Raw genomic sequence first — 24,274 nt, forward strand, 5'->3', positions numbered from 1 at the left:
TCCAGCGCGTCATCCCACCGTCATCTCCTCCCGATACCGCTCTCGTCCCACAAGCATTTCGGGGCGCCGGCCGGCGTCGACGATTAGGGCACGTCAGGGAGGGATCATGGCTTCGTTCACCGTGGCAGGCGGCTCCACAGTCACGACCGCAAAAACCGTCGGCAACAGCGATATCGGGTTCATCGAGGCGGGCGGCACGCTGTCCTCCACCACCGACATCAGCTGGACCGGGGGCTTGGCCGGAGAGACCGTGACGCTCCTCAATGCGGGGACCATCACGGCGACAAGCCGCGGCATTGACACCAAGGGCTCGTTCACGACGGGCAATCTCGTCCTCACCAACACGGCCGGGGCTAGGCTGATCACGGGCGACGACGCCTTCCGCATCAACACGGCGCTCTCCGGCGGCACTATCACGGTCGACAATTCCGGAATGATCGTGTCCGGCACTGTGGACGCGAACGGCAAGATCGTCGCCGGTACCAGCGGGCAGGCGCTCGATTTCGCCGCGATCGTCTCCGCGAACGCCGTGATCACCATCACCAACCACATCGGCGCGGTGATCGGCGCCTCCGGCAACGACGCGATCCGTCCGGGCGCCGGCACCATCACCATCAGCAATGACGGGCTGATCGACGCCACCGCCTCGGCGAGCCGCGCGATCAACCTCAACACCTCCAATCTCACGAACATCAATTCGTTCACGCTGACCAACGGTCAGCACGGCGTCATCCAGTCGCAGGGCGATGCGGTCCGCATCACGGCCTCGACGCTGACCGCGTCCGCGACCTATTCGGTCACCGTCGACAACGCCGGCACCATCCAGTCGACGGGAACGGGCGCCAGCAACGGTCAGGCGATCGATTTCACCGACCTGGTCTCGGCCAGCGGCACCATCCACCTCACCAACCAGGCGACAGGCCTGATCAAGACGGCCGACGCGGATGCGATCCGCGGCGGCGTCAACATGGTGATCGACAATTTCGGGACGATCTTCGGCGGCGGCGTGGCCGGCGACAGCAATGACGGCATCGATTTCCAGGGCAATGCCGGCGGCGTCGTCCACAATCATGCCGGCGGCACCATCGAGGGCACGCGCCACGGCATTACCGGCGATCAGCCGATCACGATCAGCAACGATGCCGGCGGCAGCGTCATCGGCGGTGCCGGCTCCGGCATCAACATGGACACCGCGAGCACGACCAGCACGACGATCCTCAATTCCGGTCTCATCACCGGACATGCCGACGGCATCAGCGACGGCGACGGCATCGACGTCGACGGCTTGATCGCGCTGACCAATTACGGCGCAATCACCACGACGGGCCACAGCGACGGCATCCTCGCCGAGGCGCTCACGATCGGCGGCGGCAGCATCATCAATTACGGCACGATCGAGAGCGTCGAGCGGGCGATCACGGTCGACGATTCCAATCTTGGCAACGCCTTTGCGCCGACGATGATCCATAACGAAGGCACGATCCGCGGTGGCAACGGCGAGGCGATCTCGATCACCGACACCTATGCCGACACGCTCACCAACAAGGGCATCATCGACGGCAGCGTCGCGCTCGGCGGCGGCGAAGACACGGTGAACGACTACACCGGCGCGATCTTCACTGCCGTCATCGACGGCGGTGACGGCACCGACACGTTCAACCTGCTCGGAAGCGGCGTCGGCACGCTGGCGGACATGGTGAATTTCGAGCGGCTCAACGTGCAGGGTGGCCATTGGAGCGTCACACATGCCGAAAGCTTCGCCGCTGGCGTCACCATCGATGCAGGAGCCCGGCTCGCGATCGCCGACGGTGGCTCGCTCACGGGCGCCATCACCAACAACGGCATCTTCGCCTCCGCCCACTCCGACGTCTTCGTGTTCGATGCCACCATCGCCGGCAGCGGCGCATTCGACCAGGCCGGCACCGGCACGACGGTGCTCAGCCAGACCAACGGTTACACCGGCGGCACGACGCTGCATGCCGGCACGCTGGAGCTCGCGGCACGCGGTGCCGCCGGCACCGGGGCGATTACCTTCGAGGACGGCGCGCAGACGCTGAAGATCGACAAGGCGGCGCTGGACCATGGCCATCTCGACAACACCATCGAAGGCTTCGACGTCGGTGACACCATCGATCTCGCCGGCATCGGCAAGGCCAAGCAGGCGACGCTGTCGGCCGATAACGTCCTCACCATCACCGGCGGCAAGTCCGGCCCGATCACGCTGCAGCTCGACTCGCATGCCTATGCCTCGGGGCTGAACTTCCAGCTGTCCTCCGACGGCAATGGCGGCACCAAGATCACGGCCGTCGCCGACAATCTGGTCGAAGGCAATGACGGCAACAACCTGCTGGTCGCTAAGCTGTTCAGCCCGGTCGGCAGCTTCCTCGACGGCAAGGGCGGCAACGACATCCTAATTGGTGGCCTGCATTCCGACGTGCTCAATGGCGGCGGCGGCAATGATCTGCTCTACGCCGGCACCGGCGCGGATCAGTTCCGCTTCAACGGCACCGACCAGACGGCCGGCCAGCGCGGCACCGACACGGTGTTCGACCTCAATTTCGGCAAGGGCGATGCGCTGGTGTTCTACGACTACGAGGCCGGCACCTTTGCCTCATCGGGGTCGCGCCCCGCGACCGTGCTGGATACTGGCGAAGGCGCCGGCTCCGGTGCGGTGGTGAAGTCGATGGTGGCGCTGGTCGACCTCGTCAAGGCTTCGGACGACGTCACCGCCCATCGCGGCGGCGGCAACGACCTCGTGATCGACATCAGCCAGAGCAATGGCAGCCACGAGACGATCGTGCTCGATCATCAATGGCAGGCCTATTCGCTGGCTTCAGGCGGGCATTTCTTCAGTTAGGCTGGAGCGTCGCGCCGGGGTGGGGGCATGTCGCTGCGCGAGCGCAGCCAGCGATCTACCGCTGCTCCGGCGGCACGTCCTTGACCCTCGCGCAATGCGCCGCGACGTCGTCCAGGCCGTACTTTAGATGCACCCGCTTGTCCGACGGCGCCTGCCTGGCCGTGCAGACGCCCGGCCGCCATTCCTGCGCGGGGCGGATCGGGCGCGGCGCAAAACCGCCGCCGCAGTTCGGACAGACGTTGAAGAGCTTCGTCTCGACGCAGTCGCTGCAGAACGTGCATTCATAGGAGCAGATCCGCGCCTCCGTCGCATGCGGCGGCAGGTCACGGTCGCAATATTCGCAGTTCGGTCGAAGCTGGAGGGCCATGGTCGAATCTCCGCAAGCCGGCTTCAATCATCGCAGATCGCGCCCGCCGCGCGAATGGCGTAGTTCCCTCGATTTCAGCCGGCTTGATTTCCTTGAGCGCCAGCCGAGGAAAGCACGTAGGCGACGACGGCGTTGACGCGGAAGGGTGATATTAACGCCCCGCCCAGGCCTTCGTCACCGCCCCGATCTTCGCCGCTTCCGGCTCGCGCGCCGCCGAGGGCGTGCGTGAGAAGCGCGGCGCAGGCGCAGGCTGCTTCACGCCGTGACGCTCGATGAAGACGTTGCGGGCGACCATGTGCGGATGCTGCGTTGCCTCCGACATGGTCAGGACAGGCGCGAAGCAGATGTCGGTGCCTTCCATGATCTTGCACCAGTCCTCGCGGGTCTTGCTCTTGAACACGGTCTTGAGCTTCTCCTTCAGCGCGGGCCAGGCTCTGGGATTCATCTGCGCGTCGAAATCGGCGTCGGTCAGGCCCGCATGCTCGCGCAGCAGCGCGTAGAATTGCGGCTCGATCGAGCCGATCGACACGAAGTGCCCGCAGGCGCATTCATAGACGCCGTAGAAATGCGCGCCGCCGTCGAGGAAGTTCTGGTTGCGGCCTTCGATCCAGCGGCCGAGCGTCGTCATGTCGAAGAAGAACGACATCAGCGAGGCCGCGCCGTCGCACATCGCGGCGTCGACCACCTGGCCCTTGCCGGACTTTTGCGCTTCCAGAAGCGCGGCGAGCACGCCGACGACGAGATAGAGTGCACCACCGCCGAAATCGCCGACCAGGTTGAGCGGCGGCACCGGCGTCTCCTCGGTGCCGATCGCGGCCAGCGCGCCGGTGATGGAGATGTAGTTGATGTCGTGCCCGGCGGCGTTGGCGAGCGGGCCTTCCTGGCCCCAGCCGGTCATGCGGCCATAGACCAGTTTTGGGTTGCGCGCGAGCACGACGTCGGGTCCTAGCCCGAGGCGCTCCATCACGCCGGGACGGAAGCCTTCGACCAGTGCATCGGCGCTGGCGAGCAGGTCGAGTACCTCTGCAATCGCTGCCTTGTCCTTGAGGTCGAGCTCGATCACCTTGCGGCCACGTCCCGCCACCGACTTCATGCTCTTCTTCGCGCCGACGCGATCGAGCGTGACGACGTCGGCGCCCATGTCGGCCAGCATCATGCAGGCGAACGGACCGGGTCCGATGCCGGCGAATTCGACGATGCGAAAGCCCGACAGCGGGCCGGAGGTACGGACGGAGGAGGTGGGGGCTGATTTATCGAGCACGTTGTTGTTTCCTCGGGTCGCGGGCGGATCGTCGATGGGTCGGCGAGTGCCTCGGACACGCCTCTTCGGGCGAGTTAATTGGCTGATTAACTTTTCTCGCCTTCACGCCGGCGAGGCAAGCGGTTTTCATGCCGCACGGGCAAAATAAAACGGCGCGCACCGAAGTGCGCGCCGCGGAAAATTTGTGTCGAGGCGCTATCAGCTCGCGGCAGCTACCGCGCGCTGCGCCATGACCTTGACGAGGTTGGCACGATATTCCGCCGTGCCGTGGATATCGGCCAGCAATCCGTTCGCCGAAACACTGACGCTGTCGATCGCGGACGGCGACCAGTTCGCCTTCAGCGCGGCTTCGATTGCGGGGACGCGCATCACGCCGCTCTGCGAGGCGCCGGTGGCGGCCACCCGAACCTCGCCCGACTTGGTCTGCGCGACGAACACGCCGGTCAGCGCGAAGCGCGAGGCCGGGTGCCGCATCTTCTCATAGCCCGCCTTCGCCGGCACGGGGAACGACACGGCGGTGATGATCTCGCCGTCTTCGAGCGCTGTCGTGAACAGGCCCTGGAAGAAGTCCTCAGCCGCAATCGACCGCTTGTTGGTCTTCACGGTGGCGCCGAGCGCGAGCAGCGCGGCGGGGAAATCCGCCGCGGGATCGTTGTTGGCGATCGAACCGCCGATCGTGCCGCGATAGCGCACCGCGGGATCGCCGAGCACCGAGGTGAGATAGGCGATCGCGGGGATCGCCTTCTTCACGTCGGCATTCGTCATGATGTCGTAATAGGTCGTCGCGGCCTTGATGGTCAGCGTGTCGCCCGAGAGTTCGACGCCCTGCAGCTCCTTGATCTTGCCGAGATCGATGACGTCGGAGGGACTTGCGAGGCGCTGCTTCATCACCGGCAGCAGCGTCTGGCCGCCGGCAAGGAACTTGGCTTCGCTGCTCTTGCCGAACAGGCTGACGGCTTCGTCGACCGAGGAGGCGCGATGATAAGTGGTCTGGTACATCTTGGTGCTCCCTCTCAAGCCGCGTGGATGGTGCGCCACACCCTGTCGGGGGTTGCGGGCATTTCCAGATTGTTCTTGCCGATCGCATCTGTGATCGCGTTGATCACGGCTGCCGACGCGCCGATCGCGCCGGCCTCGCCGCACCCCTTGATGCCCAGCGGATTGCCTGGGCACAGCGTGGTGGTGTGGGAGAGATTGAACGACGGCACGTCGTCGGCGCGCGGCATGGCGTAATCCATGAACGAAGCCGTGATCGGCTGGCCATTGGCATCGTAGATCGCGTGTTCGAGCAGCGCCTGCCCGATGCCTTGGACAAGGCCGCCATGGACCTGGCCCTCGACGATCATCGGGTTGATCAGCCGGCCGAAATCGTCGGCCGCGACGAAGTTGACGAAGCTGGTCTTGCCCGTGCCGGGATCGACCTCGAGCTCGCAGATATAGGCGCCGGCCGGGAAGGTGAAGTTGGTCGGGTCGTAGAAGGCGCTTTCCTTCAGGCCCGGCTCCATCCCGTCAGGCAGGTTGTGCGCGGTGTAGGCTGCGAGCGCGACCATCGGGAAGGCGATCGCCTTGTCGGTGCCCGTCACCTTGAACTCGCCGTTCTCGATGACGATGTCGGCCTCCGACGCCTCGAGCGCATGCGCCGCGATCTTCTTGGCCTTGGATTCCATCTTCTCCATGGCCTTCAGGATCGCAGTGAGACCGACGGCGGCCGAGCGCGAACCGTAAGTGCCCATGCCGAACTGCACCTTGTCGGTGTCGCCATGGACGATCGAGACCTGGCTGATGGGAACGCCGAGGCGGTCGGCAACGAGCTGACAGAAGGTGGTCTCGTGGCCCTGACCGTGGCTATGCGATCCCGTCAGAATCTCGATGGTGCCGACCGGGTTGACGCGCACCTCCGCCGATTCCCACAGGCCGACGCCGGCACCCAAGCTGCCGACCGCCTTGGACGGCGCGATGCCGCAGGCCTCGATGTAGCAGGACACGCCGATGCCGCGCAGCTTGCCTTGCGACTTCGCCTGGGCCTTGCGCGCGGCAAAGCCGGCATAGTCGATCGCCTTCATCGCGGCATCGAGCGAGGCGTTGAAGTCGCCGGTGTCATAGGCCATGATCACCGGCGTCTGGTGCGGGAACTGGGTGATGAAGTTGGTCCGGCGCAGCTCGGCCGGATCGACCTTCAACTGCCGCGCCGCCGTCTCCATCAGACGTTCGATCAGGTAGCTCGCCTCCGGGCGGCCGGCGCCGCGATAGGCGTCCACCGGCGTGGTGTTGGTGTAGACCCCGATCACCTCGGCATGGATCGCCGGGATGTTGTACTGGCCCGACAGCAGCGTCGCGTAGAGATAAGTCGGCACCGAGGACGAGAACAGCGACATGTAGGCGCCGAAATTGGCGTAGGTCTTCACCTTGAAACCGGTGATCTTGTTGTTGGCGTCGAACGCCATCTCCGCGTGAGTCACATGGTCGCGGCCATGCGCGTCGGTGAGGAAGGCCTCAGTGCGGTCGCTGGTCCATTTCACGGGGCGGCCGACCTTCTTCGAAGCCCACAACGCCACCATCTCTTCGGGATAGATGAAGATCTTGGAGCCGAAGCCGCCGCCGACATCGGGCGCGATCACGCGCAGCTTGTGCTCGGGGGCGATGTTGTAGAACGCCGACAGCACGAGGCGGGCGACGTGCGGGTTCTGCGAGGTCGTGTAGAGCGTGAAATGCTCTTCCGCCGCATCGTAATCGGCGATCGCCGCGCGCGGCTCCATCGCGTTGGGGGCAAGGCGGTTGTTGGTGACGTCGAGCTTGACGACATTGGCGGCCTTGGCGAAGGCTGCATCGGTCGCGGCCTCGTCGCCGATCACCCAGTCATAGACCTGATTGCCGGGGGCTTCCGGGTGCAGCTGCGGCGCGCCTGGTTTGATGGCGGCCTGCATGTCGGCCACGGCCGGCAGCTCCTCGTAGTCGATGACGACGGCCTCTGCCGCGTCGCGCGCCAGATTCTTGCTGTCGGCGATCACCACCGCGACGGCCTGACCGACGAAGCGCACCGTCTCCGGCGCCATCGCCGGCCATGCGCCCATCTTCATTGGGCTGCCGTCCTTGGAGGTGATGGCCCAGCCGCAGATGAGGTTGCCGACCTTGTCGTCGACGAGTTGCTGGCCGGTGAGCACCGCGACCACGCCCGGCATGTTCAGCGCGGCGGACGAGTCGATCTTCCTCACCTTCGCGTGCGCGTGCGGGCTGCGGATGAAATAGGCATGGGTCATGCCCTGCAATTTGATGTCGTCGACGTAGCGGCCCTTGCCGGTAATGAAACGCTTGTCTTCCTTGCGCACGACGCGTGCGCCGATGCCTTCAACACCCATGTCTGGTCCTCCCGACCGGAATTTCGTTGATCCGCGCTTTCCATCGAAAGCCGCGGTGGTTTTTTGTTTGCGACGGCCGCTTTACTCGGCCGCCTGCGCGACCTTCATGCGACCGGCCGCATCCAGCACCGCCTTGACGATGTTGTGGTAGCCGGTGCAGCGGCAGATATTGCCTTCGAGCTCGTGGCGGACGGTGGTCTCGTCAAGCTGGCCGCCATGACGCTGCACGATGTCGATCGCCGACATGATCATGCCCGGCGTGCAATAGCCGCATTGCAGGCCGTGATTGTCGCGGAAGGCGGCCTGCATCGGGTGCAGCTCGTCGCCCTTGGCGATGCCTTCGATCGTGGTGACGCTGGTGCCGTCGGCCTCACCCGCCAGCATGGTGCAGGATTTCACGGCACGGCCGTCCATGTGGACGACGCAGGCTCCGCACTGGCTGGTGTCGCAGCCGACATGGGTCCCGGTGAGGTTGAGGTGATCGCGCAGCAGCTGGACCAGCAGCGTGCGATCCTCGACGTCGACAGCAACGGCCTTGCCGTTGACCGTCAGTTTGACTGTAGACACGTGAAGTCCTCCCGGATTGATTTTGATTGCTTCTAATTAGAGACCACCGACCCGGAACTTTGCAACTGGGATTTTGGTCGCCGGGGTCATGGAAAAGTCATCGATCCAGACCGGCCCCCGCTTGATTTGCGGGCGGTCCGACTGGGTCTGTGCGATCAGAGCACCGGGGATGCCAAAGCGCCATCCCGATCGGCCTTTGGCCGAGGGCATCCGGCAGATGAGCTGCCAAATTTACCGCCCCTTATCGATTCTGCCTTAGTTTTGCGCATCCGGATCGGGAGGCGGGGCGCCTCCGGATCTCGGCTGAATGAAAATGGGGGTTGGAATGTCCGGGCGTATCGGGTCGCCGTCGAAGCGTACACTGTTTCCGACTCTCAGGTTCCGGGCCAAGGTCATTCTGGGCTTCGCCGCCGTGCTGGTGATCTCCGCCGGCAGCATGGCCTTCTCTTATCTGGGCTTCGAGCGGGTGGCGGCCGGGGTCGAATCCTACCGCAGCAGTGTGTCCGAGGCCGACCTTGCCCGCACCATCGACCGCGAGCTGATCGCCTATCGCGCCGCGGCCCGCTATTTCGTCGTGACCGGCAAGGAGGACGACGCCAAGGCGGCGCTGGAGGCAGAGGCCAGCCTGAAGAATGCGATCGATCAGGCTGTCAAGAGCGCCAACAAGCCGGCCCGGCGGGAGGCCCTCGACAAGCTCGGCAAGGAGTTTTCCAAGTTCTCCGCGACCTTCGCCAAGATCCTGCAAGCCAAGCGCGACAGCGCGCTGCTGGTCCAGAACCAGCTCCAGCGCAACGCCAATCTCCTGAAATACAAGCTCGACGACATCGGCAACAACGCGTCCGACTCCGAAGCGCAGGCGATCGAGTTCGGGACCAAGCAGGTCAATGCCCAGTTCCAGACCGCAAGCTCCGCGGCGAGCAATTTCATCCTCAATTCCGATCAGGCGACAGCCAGCAGCGCGGTCGCCCGGCTGAAATTCGTCGAGAACTCGCTGGGCTCGGTCTATTCCATGGACGACAAGATCGTCGCCGGGCTGAAGGACGCCAAAGCGCTGCTTGGCGCCTATCGCGAAGCGCTGGAGAAGCTGATCGCCAACGCCAAGATGATCGATGACCTCGTGACCGAAATGAGCGGCTCGGCCGGCGCGATCCTGCAGGGCGCCAGCGCCATGAAGGCGGACCTCGTCGCCGAACAGCAGCGGCTGGATGCGGAATCGGAGACGACCATCGGGCAGACCGAGCAACTGGTGCTGATCCTCGCCGTCGGCGGCACGTTGCTTGGTGCGGTTCTCGCCTTCCTGCTCGGGACCGGTATGTCGCGTCCGATGATCGCGATGTGCAAGGCGATGCGGGAGTTGGCCTCGGGCAATTTCGACGTGGTGCTGCCGGGTTTGGGACGCAAGGACGAGATCGGTGAGATGGCCGGCGCGGTCGAGGAGTTCAAGGTTCAGGCCGTGGCCAAGGCCGAGCGCGATGCCGCCGCCAGCGAAGTCCAGAACCGGGAGCAGGCGGCCAGCCGCCGCGCCGAGCTGATTCGCTTTGCCGACGATTTCGAGAGCGCGGTCGGCGCCATCGTCTCCAACGTCTCGGCCTCCGCCGTGCAGCTGGAATCGGCGGCATCCACGCTGACCCGCACCGCCGAGACCACGCAGAGCCTGTCGAGCCAGGTCGCCGGCGTCTCCGAGCAGGCCTCCTCCAACATGCAGTCGGTCGCAACCGCGACCGAGGAGCTCTCGGCTTCGGTCGAGGAGATCGGCCGCCAGGTCCGTGATTCCAGCCGCATTGCCGAAAATGCCGTGGTGCAGGCGAGGGAGACCGACGGCCGTATCGGCAAGCTGTCGCATGCCGCCCAGCAGATCGGCGAGGTGGTCAAGCTGATCACGGCGATCGCCGAGCAGACCAATCTCCTGGCGCTCAACGCCACCATCGAGGCGGCTCGCGCCGGTGAGGCCGGCCGCGGTTTCGCCGTGGTCGCAAGCGAGGTGAAGTCGCTGGCGAGCCAGACCGCGAAGGCGACGGACGAGATCTCCTCGCACATCACGGGCATGCAGGGCGCCACGGCCGAATCGGTCGCCGCGATCAAGGAGATCGGCGCGACCATCGGCCAAATCTCGTCGATCTCGACCTCGATCGCGAGCGCGGTGGAGCAGCAGGGCGCGGCGACGCAGGAGATCGCGCGCAGCGTCCAGACGGTCGCGCAGGGCACCCAGACGGCCGCCACCGACATCGGCGAGGTCAACCGCGGCGCCGCCGAGACCGGCTCGGCCTCGGAGGAGGTGCTGCATTCGGCCAAGACGCTGTCGAGCGAAAGCACCCGCCTGCGCGCCGAGCTCGACCGCTTCATGGCGAATATCAGGGCGGCGTAAGGCGCTGCGCGTTAAGCGTGCGGCTATCGCTCCACACTCCGCTTGTTCGGGACGACGGCGGAGCGAGGGGCGCCACCTCATTTGCAACATTGCGAGTAAACGCGCCTTAACGATTTCATCGTCTCGCTCTAGCGCCAGTCGCGGTGCCACAAATTTACCACAGCTTATCCTTTGCCCCGTAACGTGCCGCAGAGCCGGGAAGCGGGCTGCTTCCGGGCTGCGCCTGGTTTTCCGCGAATGGAATGGGGTGGGGGAATGTCGGTCAAGTCGAAGTCGAGCAAGTCCAGTCTGCTCAATCTGCGCTTTCGCGCAAAAATCATCCTCGGCTTCGTGGCGGTGCTCGCCATCCTCGCCGTCAGCATGGCGTTTGCCTTTTTCGGCTTCGAGCGGATCGCAGGCGCCGTGGCATCCTATCGGACCAGCGTTTCCGAAGCGGACCTCGCGCGGACGGTCGATCGCGAACTGGTTGCCTATCAAGGATTGGCACGGGCCTATACGTTGACGGGCGCGGCCGACGACGAGACCGCGGCCAAGGCAGCGGAAGAGAATCTGAGGAGCGCGATCGGCAAGTCGATGGCCGCCACGACCGGTGCCGCCCGCCGCGAGCAGGTCGGCAAGCTCGAGGCCGAATTCCAGCGCTTCACGAAAGTATTCGGCGAGATCATCACCCTGACGCGCGAGAACAACAAGATCGCGGCCGACGAGCTCAACAGCGTCGGCAACAAGATCCGCTTCAAGTTCGACGATCTCGCAGATAGTGCCGCGCTGGCCGGGCTCGCATCGGTCCAGACCACGGCCAAGGACGTCACCTCGCAATATCTCGCGGTCTCCACCTCGGTCAGCGCCTTCGTCGCCAAGCCGGAGCCGAAGACCGCCGACGGCGTCATCGCCCGCATCAAATTCCTGGAGACCTTGCTGGTCTCGATCTATGCCAACGACCAGAAGATCACCGACCGCGTCACCGAGATCGGCAATCTGCTGAAGCAGTACCGCACCTCCTTCGCCAAGCTGACCGAGAACGTGAAGGTCATCGTCAAGTCGAACGGCGAGATGACCAAGACGGCGGCGACCATCCTCAAGCTCTCGGCCGAGCTGCGCTCGGACCTGACTGCTGACCAGCAGCGCATTGAGGCGGGCGCCAATGCGACGATCGTGGAGACCGAGCAATTGATGCTGATGCTCGCGCTGGGTGGCCTTGCCATCGGTGCCGTGCTGGCCTGGATGCTCGGCAACGGCATCTCGCGTCCGATGATCGCGATGTGCAAGGCGATGCGGGAGCTGGCCTCGGGCAATTTCGACGTCGTGCTGCCCGGTTTGGGCCGCAAGGACGAGATCGGCGAGATGGCCGGTGCGGTCGAGGAGTTCAAGGTTCAGGCCGTCGCCAAGGCCGAGCGCGATGCCGCCGCCAGCGAAGTCCAGAACCGGGAGCAGGCGGCCAGCCGCCGCGCCGAGCTGATTCGCTTTGCCGACGATTTCGAGAGCGCGGTCGGCGCCATCGTCTCCAACGTCTCGGCCTCCGCCGTGCAGCTGGAATCGGCGGCATCCACGCTGACCCGCACCGCCGAGACCACGCAGAGCCTGTCGAGCCAGGTCGCCGGCGTCTCCGAGCAGGCCTCCTCCAACATGCAGTCGGTCGCAACCGCGACCGAGGAGCTCTCGGCTTCGGTCGAGGAGATCGGCCGCCAGGTCCGTGATTCCAGCCGCATTGCCGAAAATGCCGTGGTGCAGGCGAGGGAGACCGACGGCCGTATCGGCAAGCTGTCGCATGCCGCCCAGCAGATCGGCGAGGTGGTCAAGCTGATCACGGCGATCGCCGAGCAGACCAATCTCCTGGCGCTCAACGCCACCATCGAGGCGGCTCGCGCCGGTGAAGCCGGCCGTGGCTTCGCCGTGGTCGCAAGCGAGGTGAAGTCGCTGGCGAGCCAGACCGCGAAGGCGACGGACGAAATCTCCTCGCACATCACGGGCATGCAGGGCGCCACGGCCGAATCGGTCGCCGCGATCAAGGAGATCGGCGCGACCATCGGCCAGATCTCGTCGATCTCGACCTCGATCGCCAGCGCCGTGGAGCAGCAGGGCGCGGCGACGCAGGAGATCGCGCGCAGTGTCCAGACGGTCGCGCAGGGCACCCAGACGGCCGCCACCGACATCGGCGAGGTCAACCGCGGCGCCGCCGAGACCGGCTCGGCCTCGGAGGAGGTGCTGCATTCGGCCAAGACGCTGTCGAGCGAAAGCACCCGCCTGCGCGCCGAGCTCGACCGCTTCATGGCGAATATCAGGGCGGCGTAAAGCGCTACGCATTAAGCGCGGCGCCGTCACCTCACACTCCGCTGTCGTCCCGGACAAGCGCGCCATAAGCGCGCGCCGATCCGGGACCCATACTCCCAGGGCGGAGTTGGGACAGACGGCGGTACCTCCAAGTCTTCGCCAAACCACGCCTTGTGATTATGGATCCCAGATCTTCGCTGCGCTCGTCCGGACGACAGCGGAGTTCGGAGGTGTCCAAGGTTTCATTGGCTCGCTTGCGAACGTGCTCGTCTCACGGCGCATCGCTTCACGCGTGCCTCTTTCGCGATTGTGTCCTCTTTCTGACCTGAGCCATGCGTCAACTCCTTGCAGCTCCGTCGGAAACGGACGTTCACGACGGCTGTTCCCTTGGGAACCGCGGCACATCGCAAACGTTGTCGCAGGTGGCAGGCGGAATGCCGCACCCCCTTGATCGGATCGACCCCGTCCACGTCATGTGCAGCGGGGCCGCTTCCATTGATCAGACGCAACAACGCGATGGAATTGCAGCAAAGCCGAGCGCTGAATCATGGATCTGCGATTGCGGCCGTGGCGGCTGATCGCATCGTCGAGACCAGCATTCCCTCGCGCCTCGACGCCCTGCCATGGAGCGGCTTTCATACCCGTGTCGTGCTCGCGCTCGGCATCACCTGGATCCTGGACGGGCTCGAGGTGACGCTGGCCGGCGCGCTCTCGGGCGCATTGAAGCAGAGCACGTCGCTGCATTTCTCCAATCTCGATCTCGGCATCGCCAATTCCGCTTATCTTGCCGGCGCGGTGCTGGGTGCGCTCGGCTTCGGCTGGCTCACCGACCGCATCGGTCGCAAAAAACTGTTCTTCATCACGCTTGCACTTTATTTGTCGGCGACGGCTGCGACGGCGCTGTCATGGGACGTCGCCAGCTACGCGCTGTTTCGTTTCCTCACCGGCGCCGGCATCGGCGGCGAATACACCGCGATCAACTCCACCATCCAGGAGCTGGTGCCCGCGCGCTATCGCGGCTGGACCGATCTCGTCATCAACGGCAGCTTCTGGATCGGCGCCGCGATGGGCGCAGTGGCGGCCATCGTGCTGCTCGATCCTGCAACGATCGGTCCCGATCTCGGCTGGCGCCTCGCCTATCTGATCGGCGCGATGCTCGGCCTCTTCGTGCTCCTGATGCGGATGTGGATACCGGAAAGTCCACGCTGGCTGATGATCCATGGTCGTCCCGACGAGGCCCACGCCATCGTCGACGAGATCGAGCGCTCAGTGGTCGGACATGGCCAGGACCCGGGCGAGGGGCGCTTTCCGAAGATTCGCCTCAGGATGCGCGATCACACGCCGATCCCCGAGGTCGTCCACACATTGTTCTCGGCCTATCGCCAGCGCGCGCTGGTCGGCCTCGTGCTGATGAGCGCCCAGGCGTTCTTCTACAATGCCATCTTCTTCACCTTCGCGCTGGTCTTGACCGATTTCTACGGCATCCGCTCCGATCACGTCGGCTGGTATCTGCTGCCCTTCGCCGCCGGCAATTTCCTCGGGCCGCTGCTGCTCGGCCGCCTGTTCGATACGCTCGGCCGCCGCACCATGATCATGTTCACCTATGGCGTGTCGGGCTTGCTGCTGGCGCTGTCCGGCTATCTGTTCTCGATCGGCGCGCTCAGCGCGCAGGGGCAGACCATCGCCTGGATGGTGATCTTCTTCTTCGCCTCGCCCGCCGCGAGCGCGGCCTATCTCACCGTGAGCGAGACCTTTCCCCTGGAGGTGCGCGCGCTGGCGATCGCGGTGTTCTATGCAGTCGGCACCGGCATCGGCGGCGTGATCGGGCCGGCGCTGTTCGGCGCACTGATCGACACGGGATCGCGCACCAGCGTATTCGCAGGCTATCTGCTGGGGTCGATCTTGATGATCGCGGCGGCGATCGTGGCGTGGCGCTACGCCGTCGCGGCCGAGCGCAAATCGCTCGAAGAAATCGCGCGGCCGCTTGCCTTCATGGAGTAGACTGATGAAATCGGAACTTGCGGAAATGGCCCTGGACGAGAAGCGCACGATGCTGGACGACGAGGCTCCTGACGCGGTGCCGGTGCCGCATGCGCTGGTGCCGCATCTCGATGAGACCGCCATCCTGCTCGACATCGACGGCACGCTGCTCGACCTGATGCCGACGCCGCGCGAGGTGTGGGTACCGCCGGGGCTGTCGGAAACACTGAGGCATCTGACCGAGCGCACCTCCGGCGCGCTGGCGCTGGTCAGCGGCCGCTCGCTCAACGACATCGATCTGATCTTCGCGCCCGACGTGTTCCGCGCGGTCGCCGGCCACGGCGCCGAGATGCGGCTGTCGGTGGACAATGAGGCCGATGCCGTGCACGCGCCGCCGCTGGACAAGGAGCTGAAGCGGCGGCTCGCCGCGATCGCCAAGCTCAGCCCCGGCATTCTGCTGGAGGACAAGGGCTATTCGCTGGCGCTGCACTACCGCCTCGCGCCGCATGCGGAGAAGGCGATCTATGAAGCCGTGTCGTTCATCCGGGCAGAGCTGCCCAATGCGCCGATCGAGGTCCTGCCCGGGAAGTTCGTTTGCGAGATCAAGAATTCCGGCTTCACCAAGGCGACCGGGGTACGTGAGCTGATGACGCACGAGCCATTCAAAGGGCGCCGTCCGATCTTCATTGGCGACGACGTCACGGATGAGACCGTGTTCGCGATCATGCCCGACATGAACGGGCTCGCCTTCTCGGTCGGCCGCCGCGCGATGGGCGTGAACGGCCATTTCGACGCGCCGAGCGATGTGCGTGCGTTCCTTGCGCGGCTGCTCGATCCGAGTTGAAACGAAGGCGGCGCCACGTCTCAGACATAATAGCCCGCGCGATGTCATCGCGCATTGCGGCGCCCCATCGCGCATCACGGCGCCGAACAACTGACTTTGCAGTGAAATGAGCGGGTTCCGCGAGGGAAACCAGTTCCAACGCGCGTGCCTGATTTTGGTTTCAATTGGTTGAAACGATGACCGGAACCATATTGATGAACGGCAGTTAAACGGGTGGAATGAAACAGGAGGGGACGACCTGTGAACTTAGTCGTCGTTTCAAATCGCGTTGCCCGCGGCAAGCCAAATGAACCCATGACGGGCGGCCTTGCGGCAGCCTTGTTGCCGGTGGTGGAACATTCAGGAGCAATCTGGGTGGGTTCCTCGGGCCGCGTGCGTGATGGTCATCAGAAGGAACCGTTCGCCGAAATCGAAGCGTTGGGGACCGGCGCAATCGCGACGCTGGACCTGCCGGCGGCGCATTACGGCGGCTATTACGAAGGCTTCGCCAATTCGGCGCTGTGGCCGGCGCTGCATTCGCGCAGCGATCTGATCCGCGTCTCGCGCGAAGATTATGTCAGCTATCGCGAGGTCAACGCCTTCATGGCGCGCGCCTTGATGCGCTTTCGAAAAACCAAGACCGCGTTCTGGGTGCAGGATTATCATTTCCTCGCGCTCGGCGCGGAGCTGCGCGAGCTCGGTGTCGATGATCCCATCGGTTTCTTCCTGCACACGCCGTGGCCCGTCGCCGCGGTGATGCAAGGCGTGCCCAATCATCGCGAGCTGATCACGGCGATGCTGGCCTATGATCTGCTCGGCTTCCAGACCCATGAGGACTGCCAGAACTTCCTCGGCTATGCCGGCGGCGAGCTCGGCCTTGCGGTCGAGGACGGCGTCGTGCTGTCGCAGCACGGCCGCACCCGCTGCGAAGTCTTCCCCATCGGCATCGACGCGGAAAAATTCGCAGCCTATGCCGCGAAATCAGCATCGCATCCCGACGTGTCGCGGCTGCGGCGCAGCCTCAATGGCGAGCGCCTCGCGATTGGCGTCGACCGCCTCGACTATTCCAAGGGACTCGTCAACCGCATCAGCGCGTTCGACCGGCTGTGGACCGAGCAGCCGCAATTCGCGCGCAGCATCTCGCTGCTTCAGATCGCGAACCCCTCGCGCGGCGCCATCGAAGCCTATGGCAATCTCCAGAACGAGGTCGCGCGCCTCGTCACCGACGTCAACGGTCGTCACGGCGAGGTGGACTGGACGCCGATCCGCTATCTCAACAAGGGCTTCAGCCAGGCCGTGCTCGCGGGCCTCTATCGCACCGCGCAGATCGGCGTGGTGACGCCGCTGCACGACGGCATGAACCTCGTCGCCAAGGAATATGTCGCGGCCCAAAACCCGGCCGATCCCGGCGTGCTGGTGCTGTCGAAGTTCGCGGGCGCGGCCAACGAGCTCGACACCGCCTTGCTGGTCAATCCGCACGACATCGACGGCATGACGCGCGCGATCGCGGTCGCGGCAGCGATGCCGCTCACCGAGCGCAAGATGCGCTGGGACGCCATGATGAAGAAGCTGCGCGGCCACACCATCCAGCAATGGTCGGCCGACTTCGTCGCCGAGCTGGAGAAGTGCCGCACCGAGAAGGCCGCGGTCGCTCCGCTCGCAACCCAGCCGCCGCAGGCCCTGCGCTGGCTGAGGTCCGCGATATCAGGCGTGCGGTTGATCTGAGGTCCTGCGTCATGGCCGGGCTTGTCCCGCCCACCCACGGCTCAATCCTCGGACCTCAAGTGCGTGGATGCCCGGGACAAGCCCGGGCATGACGATGATCGGTGACCGCGAAGCGCGGTAGCTCAATAGCAATACGACACGCCGTCCAAAATCGCGCACTGCCGCTTGTTCGGCGCGTTGGGATCATCCAGCGGCACCACGCCCTTGCCCTGGCCGACGAACACGCCGGGCCCGATATGCACCGAGCTCTTGTTGCCGATGATCACGCTCTGATGCGGCGCCGAGCTCGAGTGCGTGCCGTCCGGCCAGAGGATGGCATTGCCCGACAGCACTCCCCGCCGGCCGTCGTCGCAGCTGACGTCGACGCCCTGCCGCGTGCAGACCTGGGCCGGGGCTGGCGTCGCGAACGCAACACAAAGGGCCGGGATCAGGCTCAGCGCAGTGATCGTCTGACGGATGATCATCGTATCCTCTCGGCCTCGCCTGGCATCTTTGGCAGTCTCACGTGAATCGTCGCCCCAAACCGGCCGCAGGTTCAGCCGACCGGCCCTCAGAGGCTCGTCCGTCACCAGATTTTTCCTCGTAAATACAATAGTTTGCGGAAAATTCACCCGATTTCCCCGCGGTCTCTTGCAAAATCATCGGCGCCCCTTCAAGAGAGGGCGCTCCGGAGAGATGGCCGAGTGGCTTAAGGCGCACGCTTGGAAAGCGTGTGTGCGGGAAACCGTACCGTGGGTTCGAATCCCACTCTCTCCGCCACCCGGCAAGAATGATCTCGTACTCGGAGCCGCAGAGAGGGCAGAAACTCGGCCGTTTTCCTGCATTCCCGCGCACAGAGAACTCCCGATGGTCCTCCGAAAAGGGTCTGAATGCATCCGGAGAACCGAATTTTCTCCGAATCTTTGAACCGGCAAAATCGGTCTAGTACGGCATTTCTCAGAAAATCAAAGGCTTGGCCGCGCGGTTGGTTTGAATCCCTCTCGCTCAACCGATCGAAACCGAGCACCCTAAATCCTGGGCTCTCTTCCGGGCGCACTTTCCTCGGAAGTTAGGCAAGTCGTACATGAGCGTGGTTTACGCGATTCCCGCGCAACTAGACCTTCAGTTGTGAGGTTTACCGGCTCCGGTTTTCTGAGCTGAGGCTGATCCGCAACGAGCGAACGAGGCTCCCGCACTGATAAGCTTTAGGTGGGACCGCGATCCAGCTCAAATTCACCGAAGCGCGCCCGCGTACTCCGCAAATGCAAGCCCTCTTCAAGCCCCCTCGGCTATCTGGAGATGATCGATCGAAGAATCCTGACCCATGGCCGCGCTCCCGGTGAGAGGATAATGTTATGCCGGGGCCGCACAAGAGTCGGTGAGGTTGCCGCTTGGAGGGGCTGTTTTGTCACGATACAATCCGCGTCATCAAAATTCCGACCGAACGCTGGCCGCAGCTGCCGAGTGGCGCGACCGGTGCCTGGTCGATGATGGGTCCATTCTCGCTACGGCGCCTGTCTGGACCGCCTCGTTGGTCGCAGAGCTCGACGAGCGCTTCAACAACCAGCCGGACATGGGGGCGGGGAAGTTTCAGGAGAAGCTGAAGCGCCAGCTCGCCAAGGCTTCGCCGCTCGTCTCAAAGCTTGCGGCCGAGATGCTTTGGGTAATGAACCTATTCCCCAGCAACATAGGGCCGGCTGCTAAGCAGGCTGCAGTCAGGGAGGCCTGGAGCTGGTCGGGCGACGAGTTGCCCCAAGATCATCCGATGCTTGACCGTTTCCTTCTAAGCGGACTGGGATCGGGCGGCCCCGGCTTCCTGGCTCATCGCTGGCGCGAGCTGCGCTTCTTCATCAACTCGACGCGGGCGTTCAAGGCGCGGGATACGGATGCGCGCCGTGCCCTTGTCTCCGATCCCATCGGATATGCGACATGGCTAGATGAGGTGCCGGATGAAGGATACCGCCAGCTCAAGCACATTCTACCATTTCTGCTGTTCCCCGACCATTTCGAGCGGATCTCAGGCGCGGGCGACATCCGTCGTATTCTATCGACGGTCGGAAACATTGGGCGCGACCAGCTCAAGCGCATGTCAAAGGTCGAACAGGACGAGGCATTACTGCGCCTCCGGCATCAGCTTCAGGAAGGTCGCACGGAAGAGATCGACTTTTATCAACACGACCTCAAGCAGGCCTGGGCTCCGACCGAGCCAGAGGCGGATGAGCAGGCCACCTTTGAGACCGCCGCCGAAGCGCCGGTTGGCCTTCCCGCCACCTCTACGCTACCGCTAAACCTCATCTTGTATGGCCCGCCCGGAACGGGAAAGACCTACAAGACGGTTGACCGTGCGCTGCAGGTGCTCGACGCGAGCTTTGCTCACGAGAACAGGGGAGATCGTGAGGCGCTCAAGGCGCGATTCGATGATCTTGTGCAGGCGGGAAGCATTCAGTTCGTCACCTTCCATCAAAGTTTCAGCTATGAAGACTTTGTTGAGGGGCTCCGGGCGGAGGCTGGGGAGGGAGGGTCAATCAAATACCACGTCGCCGACGGCGTGCTGAAGACGTTGTGCAGATCGATGCTTGCTCCCAGATCGCGGCTGACGCCTGGAATGCGGTTCGGCACCGGCTATGTTGTTTCACGGTGTACGGACGAGATCCTGTGGCTGGTGAAACCAAACGGCGCAAGCCTGCCCTTCCCATGGGAAGTCATTGACGAGCTTTCGGGCCTACTGGCTGCGGGGCGGATCACATTGGAGGATGTGCGTAAAGGCGAGGTGTTCGATAAGGTTCCCGAGAGCCGCATCGAGAAGTACCTGGTCAACGGCTACACCAACATCCTGCCGCCGATCCTTGAGGCAGTCAGCCAGAAAGGCCACCAAGTTCCCGCCCTCCAGCGACGCGTGTTGATCATCGACGAGATCAATCGCGGCAACATCTCGAAGATATTCGGCGAGCTGATTACGCTGCTGGAGCCATCGACAAGGTGAGCGCATGTGACCGGGCTTGAAACAACGAGCGGTTCTGGCGCAAGTCCCTTGTGGGCACCGCAGCAGGCAGACACGGTCTCTTTCGGACCGTTCTCCCTTCACGACAAGACCCGGCTGCTTGAAAGGGATGGGCAGCCAGTCAAGCTGGGCAGTCGGGCACTGGATATCCTGCGGCTGTTGGTCAGCCGCGCTGGCGACGTCGTATCGAAGAACGAGCTGTTGGCCCACGCGTGGCCGGGCCTTGCCGTCGAAGAGATCAGTTTGCGAGTGCATATCGCCGAGCTTCGCAAGGCGCTCGGTGACGGCAAGGAGGGCGCGCGCTATATCACGAATATACCGAGCCGTGGTTATTGCTTCGTCGCACCGGTGCATCGCATCGCAGACGCGCCCCCGGCGGTTTCGCTTGCTGCGCAGGCGCTGAGCGCCCCGGAGACAACGCTTGCGCCAATCCTGCCTCACCGCCTAGAGCGGATGGTCGGACGGGACGATGTTGTGCGGGAAGTGGCGGAGCGTTTACTGACCGAACGCTTCATCACGCTCAGGGGCCCTGGTGGAATCGGAAAGACCACCGTTGCGATCGCGCTGGCCCACGAGCTCTCGGCGCAATTCGACGGCCAAGTTCGCTTTCTCGACTTCAGCATGGTGAAGGATGCCGGGCTTGTCGCCGGCACGATCGCATGGGCTCTTGGACTCGTGGTGCAGCATTCTGACCCGACGGACAGCATCGTCAGCTACTTGCGCAACCGCCGCCAACTGCTGGTGCTCGACAGTTGCGAGCATGTCGTCGAGGCCATTGCCGGGGTGGCAGAGCGTATCCACCAGCAGGCGCCCGGGGTCAGCATCCTCGTTACCAGCCGCGAGTCGCTGCTTGTGGAAGGCGAGCAGATTTTCGAGCTCGGTCCGCTCGAGGGGCCCCCGCAGGGTGCGGGGCTGAACGCAAGCGAGATGCTGGCTTATCCGGCTGCGCGCTTGTTCATGGAGCGGGCTGCCGCGGCGGGCCATCGCGCGGAAATTGTTGACGAAGACGCTGAAGTTCTCGCCGAAATATGCAGCAAGCTCGATGGCATAGCGCTGGCGATCGAACTCGCCGCCGTGCGGGTCGGCACGCATGGATTGCGCGAGTTGGTGACCCTGCTCGACGGCCGGTTGAAGCTGGAGTGGCGCGGCCGACGGACGGCGCCTCCGCGCCATCAAACACTCGGCGCCACGCTCGACTGGAGCTATGGTCTGATCAGCGAGAGCGAGCGGATCGTCCTGCGTCGCCTTGCTATCTTCGCCGCTCCCTTCACGTTGCAAGGCGCGACCATGGTCGCGGGCGAGGCGGGCGATCCGGCCGAGCGCATTGTGGAGTCGTTGGAGCAGCTCGTTGCCAAGTCGCTGATTTCGGTGCGTCCTGACGGCGCCGTGACGCGCTATCGGCTTCTTGACACTACCAGGGCTTATGCGACGCAGAAGCTCGCCGACAACGGTGAAGCGACGAGTATCGCCGGCCGGCACGCCCGCTACGTCCAGCACGCGCTGGAAACGACGGCCGCAGATGCAGGCCAGGGCGACCAGGCATCGCGTTCGCGCGCTCGGACGGTGCTGTTTTCCGACGCGCGTGCGGCGCTGAAATGGGCGTTCGCCAATGATGACGGTGCTGGACTGCGCGTCCCGCTGGCCGGTGCCTGCGCCAGGTTGTTCGTCGAGCTCAACCTGCTGGACGAAGGGCGCCTATGGTCAAGCCGCGCGCTTTCGATGCTCGATGAGTCGACCCGCGGCAGTGCGTGGGAACTGGAGCTTCAGGCAACCCTCGGACACGCCTTCATGTTTACCGAGCGCAACAGCGATCAGGCTGAACTGGCGCTACGCCGCGGCCTCGAAATTGCAGAGGCGCTGGGCGACCGTCCCAACAAATTTCGTCTGCTGGCGCGCTTGAATATGTTCTATCGGCGCACTGGCAATTTTTGCGAACTGCTTCCCACCGCTTTTGAGGCGGAACGTGTTGCGCGCGAGATCGGTGACAAGGCCGGTCTTGTCGGGGCCAAAGCACTGGTCGGCGTTTCCTATCACCTGATCGGCGATCAGCGAACTGCGCAACTGCATCTCGACGAAGGGCTCTTGGATGCAGCTGCGCTTCGCGGTGCCCAACCCGGTCATTTTGCCTACGCGAGAATGCCACAGGTGCCGCTCGCGCGCGTGTTATGGCTGCTTGGGTTTCCCGATCGGGCCGTCGAATGCGTTCACTCTATCATCAAGGCGGCACCACAGGACGCGGTGATGCATTGCATCGCTCTGTGCTGGTCTGCATCACTCTATGGTTGGATCGGGGATTGGTCCTCAGTCGAACAGATGGCCGGGCGTATTTCGACTCATGCCGCGAGCCACGCACTGGCGCCTTATCAGGCCGTATCCGCCGGTTTCCGCGCCCAGGCGATGATTGCGCGCGGTGAGCGCAAAGCAGGAATCGAATTGCTGCAGAACGTGCTGGTGCGTTTGCATGCGGATCGGTACGAACTGTATGCATCTGCCTTCATCTCCGAGCTTTCACAGGGGTTGGCAGAGCTGGGCCACCTGGCGGAGGGGCTGCGCGTCCTGCACGAGGCGATCGCCCGCATCGAGCCGGCCGGCGACGCTTTCGACGCGCCGGAGCTTCTGCGCCTGCGCGGTGAACTGGAGGCGCGCGGCGGTGACGCGAAGGCGGCAGAAGCAAGCTTCATGGCCTCGATCGCGCTGGCCGAGGAGCAGGGCGCGCTATCGTGGCGGCTGCGAACGGAGATATCGCTGGCCCGCTTTCGACGCAAGCAACGCAGGGCGAAGCCGCTGGACGGACTGGCCGAGACCTACGCCCGCTTCACGGAAGGGTTCGAGACGGCCGATCTGAAGGCTGCACGCCAACTGCTGGACGAGGCCACGAAGTAGCCGCTAGCGTCAGCCGAAGCGGAAGTCGGAGAGATCGATCGACACCATCAGCGTATCGAGCATCGGCTTCAGGTCATCGGCGCGCAGATAAGCTCTGCGCTGGGCCGGAATCGAGATGCCGTCCACATTAACGTGGTGGGATACGTACTGCGCCGCCGGGAAGCTGCCGGCGATATCGACCTGGTAATCGTGCCGGCGGATGATCATGTCCTCGCCGAAATAGAAGTCTTGCTCCGAGCTGTGGCTGGCGATCGCCGCGGGAAAAGTGGCCCTCAAGCCGCGCCAAGTCTCCGCTCCCTCTCGCCAGGGCTCGATTTCCTCGACACTGAATCCATCCATGGCGAGCAGAAACGGTGTGGTGAGGTAAGTCCAGAGCGCATATCCATTGAAATATGCGCGGTGCAGCGGATCCCAACTCGTCCGGAGGTCGTGCCGCGCAAACGAGGCACGGGGATTGGACCGCTCGGCGACCACGCTGCCGTCGGCTGCAAGAATGGCAATGCGATCGGATGTGAACTCGGTATGCCGGTCTTTTCCGAATGGCGCAACGGAGGCCCATTGCCGATGCAGCTCGACCTGCATCGTCCGCGCGACCGGATCCTGCGGGACGCCCTTGACGGCCCAAAGATCACCCCCGCTGACGATGGTAGCGGTGAGCGTCTGGTGAGAATTCCAGCGGTCCAAGCCCCCATGGGCCTCGATCGCATCGGCGAGCAGCGGAATCATTTCGGATTGCTCCTTTCGTCGTTGCTGGGTGGTCCGCAGACCATCGCGCAGATGCCGCCGGATGGCCCGTTAGATGTTGTTAATCGCTGTTCGGGAGGCGGAAGAGACGAAAAAGT

At 64.2% G+C, this 24,274-nt stretch carries 15 protein-coding genes and 1 tRNA gene; 9 read left to right on the forward strand and 7 right to left on the reverse strand.

What is annotated here, in order from left to right; all coding sequences use genetic code 11:
• The first annotated feature begins 106 nt into the window (after positions 1-106).
• Positions 107-2,857 (forward strand): beta strand repeat-containing protein, encoded by a 2,751-nt coding sequence (locus tag LPJ38_RS05850; RefSeq protein ID WP_158644806.1) that lies wholly within the window; start codon positions 107-109, stop codon positions 2,855-2,857.
• A 55-nt stretch (positions 2,858-2,912) separates the two neighbouring features.
• Here the strand turns inward: LPJ38_RS05850 and LPJ38_RS05855 are convergent, their stop codons facing one another.
• From LPJ38_RS05855 to LPJ38_RS05875, 5 genes are all read right to left on the reverse strand, one after another.
• A complete protein-coding gene (locus tag LPJ38_RS05855) occupies positions 2,913-3,224 on the reverse strand; it encodes a DUF1272 domain-containing protein (RefSeq protein ID WP_145642000.1) in 312 nt (103 codons plus the stop codon).
• A gap of 151 nt (positions 3,225-3,375) precedes the next feature.
• Positions 3,376-4,485, reverse strand: a complete 1,110-nt coding sequence (locus LPJ38_RS05860) for a CaiB/BaiF CoA transferase family protein (RefSeq protein ID WP_145641998.1) — start codon at positions 4,483-4,485, stop codon at positions 3,376-3,378.
• 198 nt (positions 4,486-4,683) lie between these two features.
• A complete protein-coding gene (locus tag LPJ38_RS05865) occupies positions 4,684-5,484 on the reverse strand; it encodes an FAD binding domain-containing protein (protein ID WP_145641996.1) in 801 nt (266 codons plus the stop codon).
• Positions 5,485-5,498: 14 nt separating this feature from the next.
• Positions 5,499-7,841 carry a xanthine dehydrogenase family protein molybdopterin-binding subunit gene (locus LPJ38_RS05870; protein WP_145641994.1) on the reverse strand — a complete coding sequence of 781 codons (2,343 nt, stop codon included), beginning with the start codon at positions 7,839-7,841 and terminating at the stop codon, positions 5,499-5,501.
• An 81-nt stretch (positions 7,842-7,922) separates the two neighbouring features.
• The gene (locus LPJ38_RS05875; RefSeq protein WP_167520767.1) at positions 7,923-8,408 is read right to left on the reverse strand and encodes a (2Fe-2S)-binding protein; all 486 of its coding nucleotides are present in this window, start codon (positions 8,406-8,408) and stop codon (positions 7,923-7,925) included.
• 325 nt (positions 8,409-8,733) lie between these two features.
• Here LPJ38_RS05875 and LPJ38_RS05880 point away from each other — a divergent pair, with 325 nt between their 5' ends.
• From LPJ38_RS05880 to LPJ38_RS05900, 5 genes are all read left to right on the forward strand, one after another.
• On the forward strand, positions 8,734-10,773 hold the full coding sequence (locus LPJ38_RS05880; protein WP_231088581.1) for a methyl-accepting chemotaxis protein: 2,040 nt from the start codon (positions 8,734-8,736) through the stop codon (positions 10,771-10,773).
• 255 nt (positions 10,774-11,028) lie between these two features.
• Complete coding sequence (locus LPJ38_RS05885; RefSeq protein ID WP_231088582.1) at positions 11,029-13,062, forward strand: methyl-accepting chemotaxis protein; 2,034 nt, start codon at positions 11,029-11,031, stop codon at positions 13,060-13,062.
• 495 nt (positions 13,063-13,557) lie between these two features.
• Positions 13,558-15,042, forward strand: a complete 1,485-nt coding sequence (locus LPJ38_RS05890) for an MFS transporter (protein WP_167520803.1) — start codon at positions 13,558-13,560, stop codon at positions 15,040-15,042.
• Positions 15,043-15,046: 4 nt separating this feature from the next.
• Positions 15,047-15,865 (forward strand): trehalose-phosphatase, encoded by an 819-nt coding sequence (gene otsB, locus LPJ38_RS05895; RefSeq protein ID WP_145642737.1) that lies wholly within the window; start codon positions 15,047-15,049, stop codon positions 15,863-15,865.
• Between the two features lie 240 nt (positions 15,866-16,105).
• Complete coding sequence (locus LPJ38_RS05900) at positions 16,106-17,569, forward strand: trehalose-6-phosphate synthase (RefSeq protein WP_145642739.1); 1,464 nt, start codon at positions 16,106-16,108, stop codon at positions 17,567-17,569.
• Positions 17,570-17,691: 122 nt separating this feature from the next.
• On the opposite strand, the gene LPJ38_RS05905 is transcribed toward LPJ38_RS05900, so the two are convergent.
• Positions 17,692-18,033: a hypothetical protein gene (locus LPJ38_RS05905; protein ID WP_145642741.1), complete on the reverse strand. Its 342-nt coding sequence runs from the start codon at positions 18,031-18,033 to the stop codon at positions 17,692-17,694.
• Between the two features lie 205 nt (positions 18,034-18,238).
• Here LPJ38_RS05905 and LPJ38_RS05910 point away from each other — a divergent pair.
• The 3 genes from LPJ38_RS05910 to LPJ38_RS05920 all read left to right on the forward strand — a co-directional run bounded on the left by LPJ38_RS05910 (position 18,239) and on the right by LPJ38_RS05920 (position 23,432).
• A tRNA-Ser gene (locus LPJ38_RS05910) sits at positions 18,239-18,328 on the forward strand.
• 751 nt (positions 18,329-19,079) lie between these two features.
• Positions 19,080-20,531, forward strand: a complete 1,452-nt coding sequence (locus LPJ38_RS05915; protein ID WP_145642743.1) for a 5-methylcytosine-specific restriction endonuclease subunit McrB — start codon at positions 19,080-19,082, stop codon at positions 20,529-20,531.
• Between the two features lie 6 nt (positions 20,532-20,537).
• Entirely contained in the window at positions 20,538-23,432 is a 2,895-nt protein-coding gene (locus LPJ38_RS05920) for an ATP-binding protein (protein WP_145642745.1), read from the forward strand.
• A 9-nt stretch (positions 23,433-23,441) separates the two neighbouring features.
• Here LPJ38_RS05920 and LPJ38_RS05925 read toward each other — a convergent pair whose 3' ends face one another.
• Positions 23,442-24,158: a hypothetical protein gene (locus tag LPJ38_RS05925; RefSeq protein WP_145642747.1), complete on the reverse strand. Its 717-nt coding sequence runs from the start codon at positions 24,156-24,158 to the stop codon at positions 23,442-23,444.
• Between the last annotated feature and the right edge of the window lie 116 nt (positions 24,159-24,274).

The sequence above is a fragment of the Bradyrhizobium daqingense genome (assembly GCF_021044685.1).
Classification (GTDB): domain Bacteria; phylum Pseudomonadota; class Alphaproteobacteria; order Rhizobiales; family Xanthobacteraceae; genus Bradyrhizobium; species Bradyrhizobium daqingense.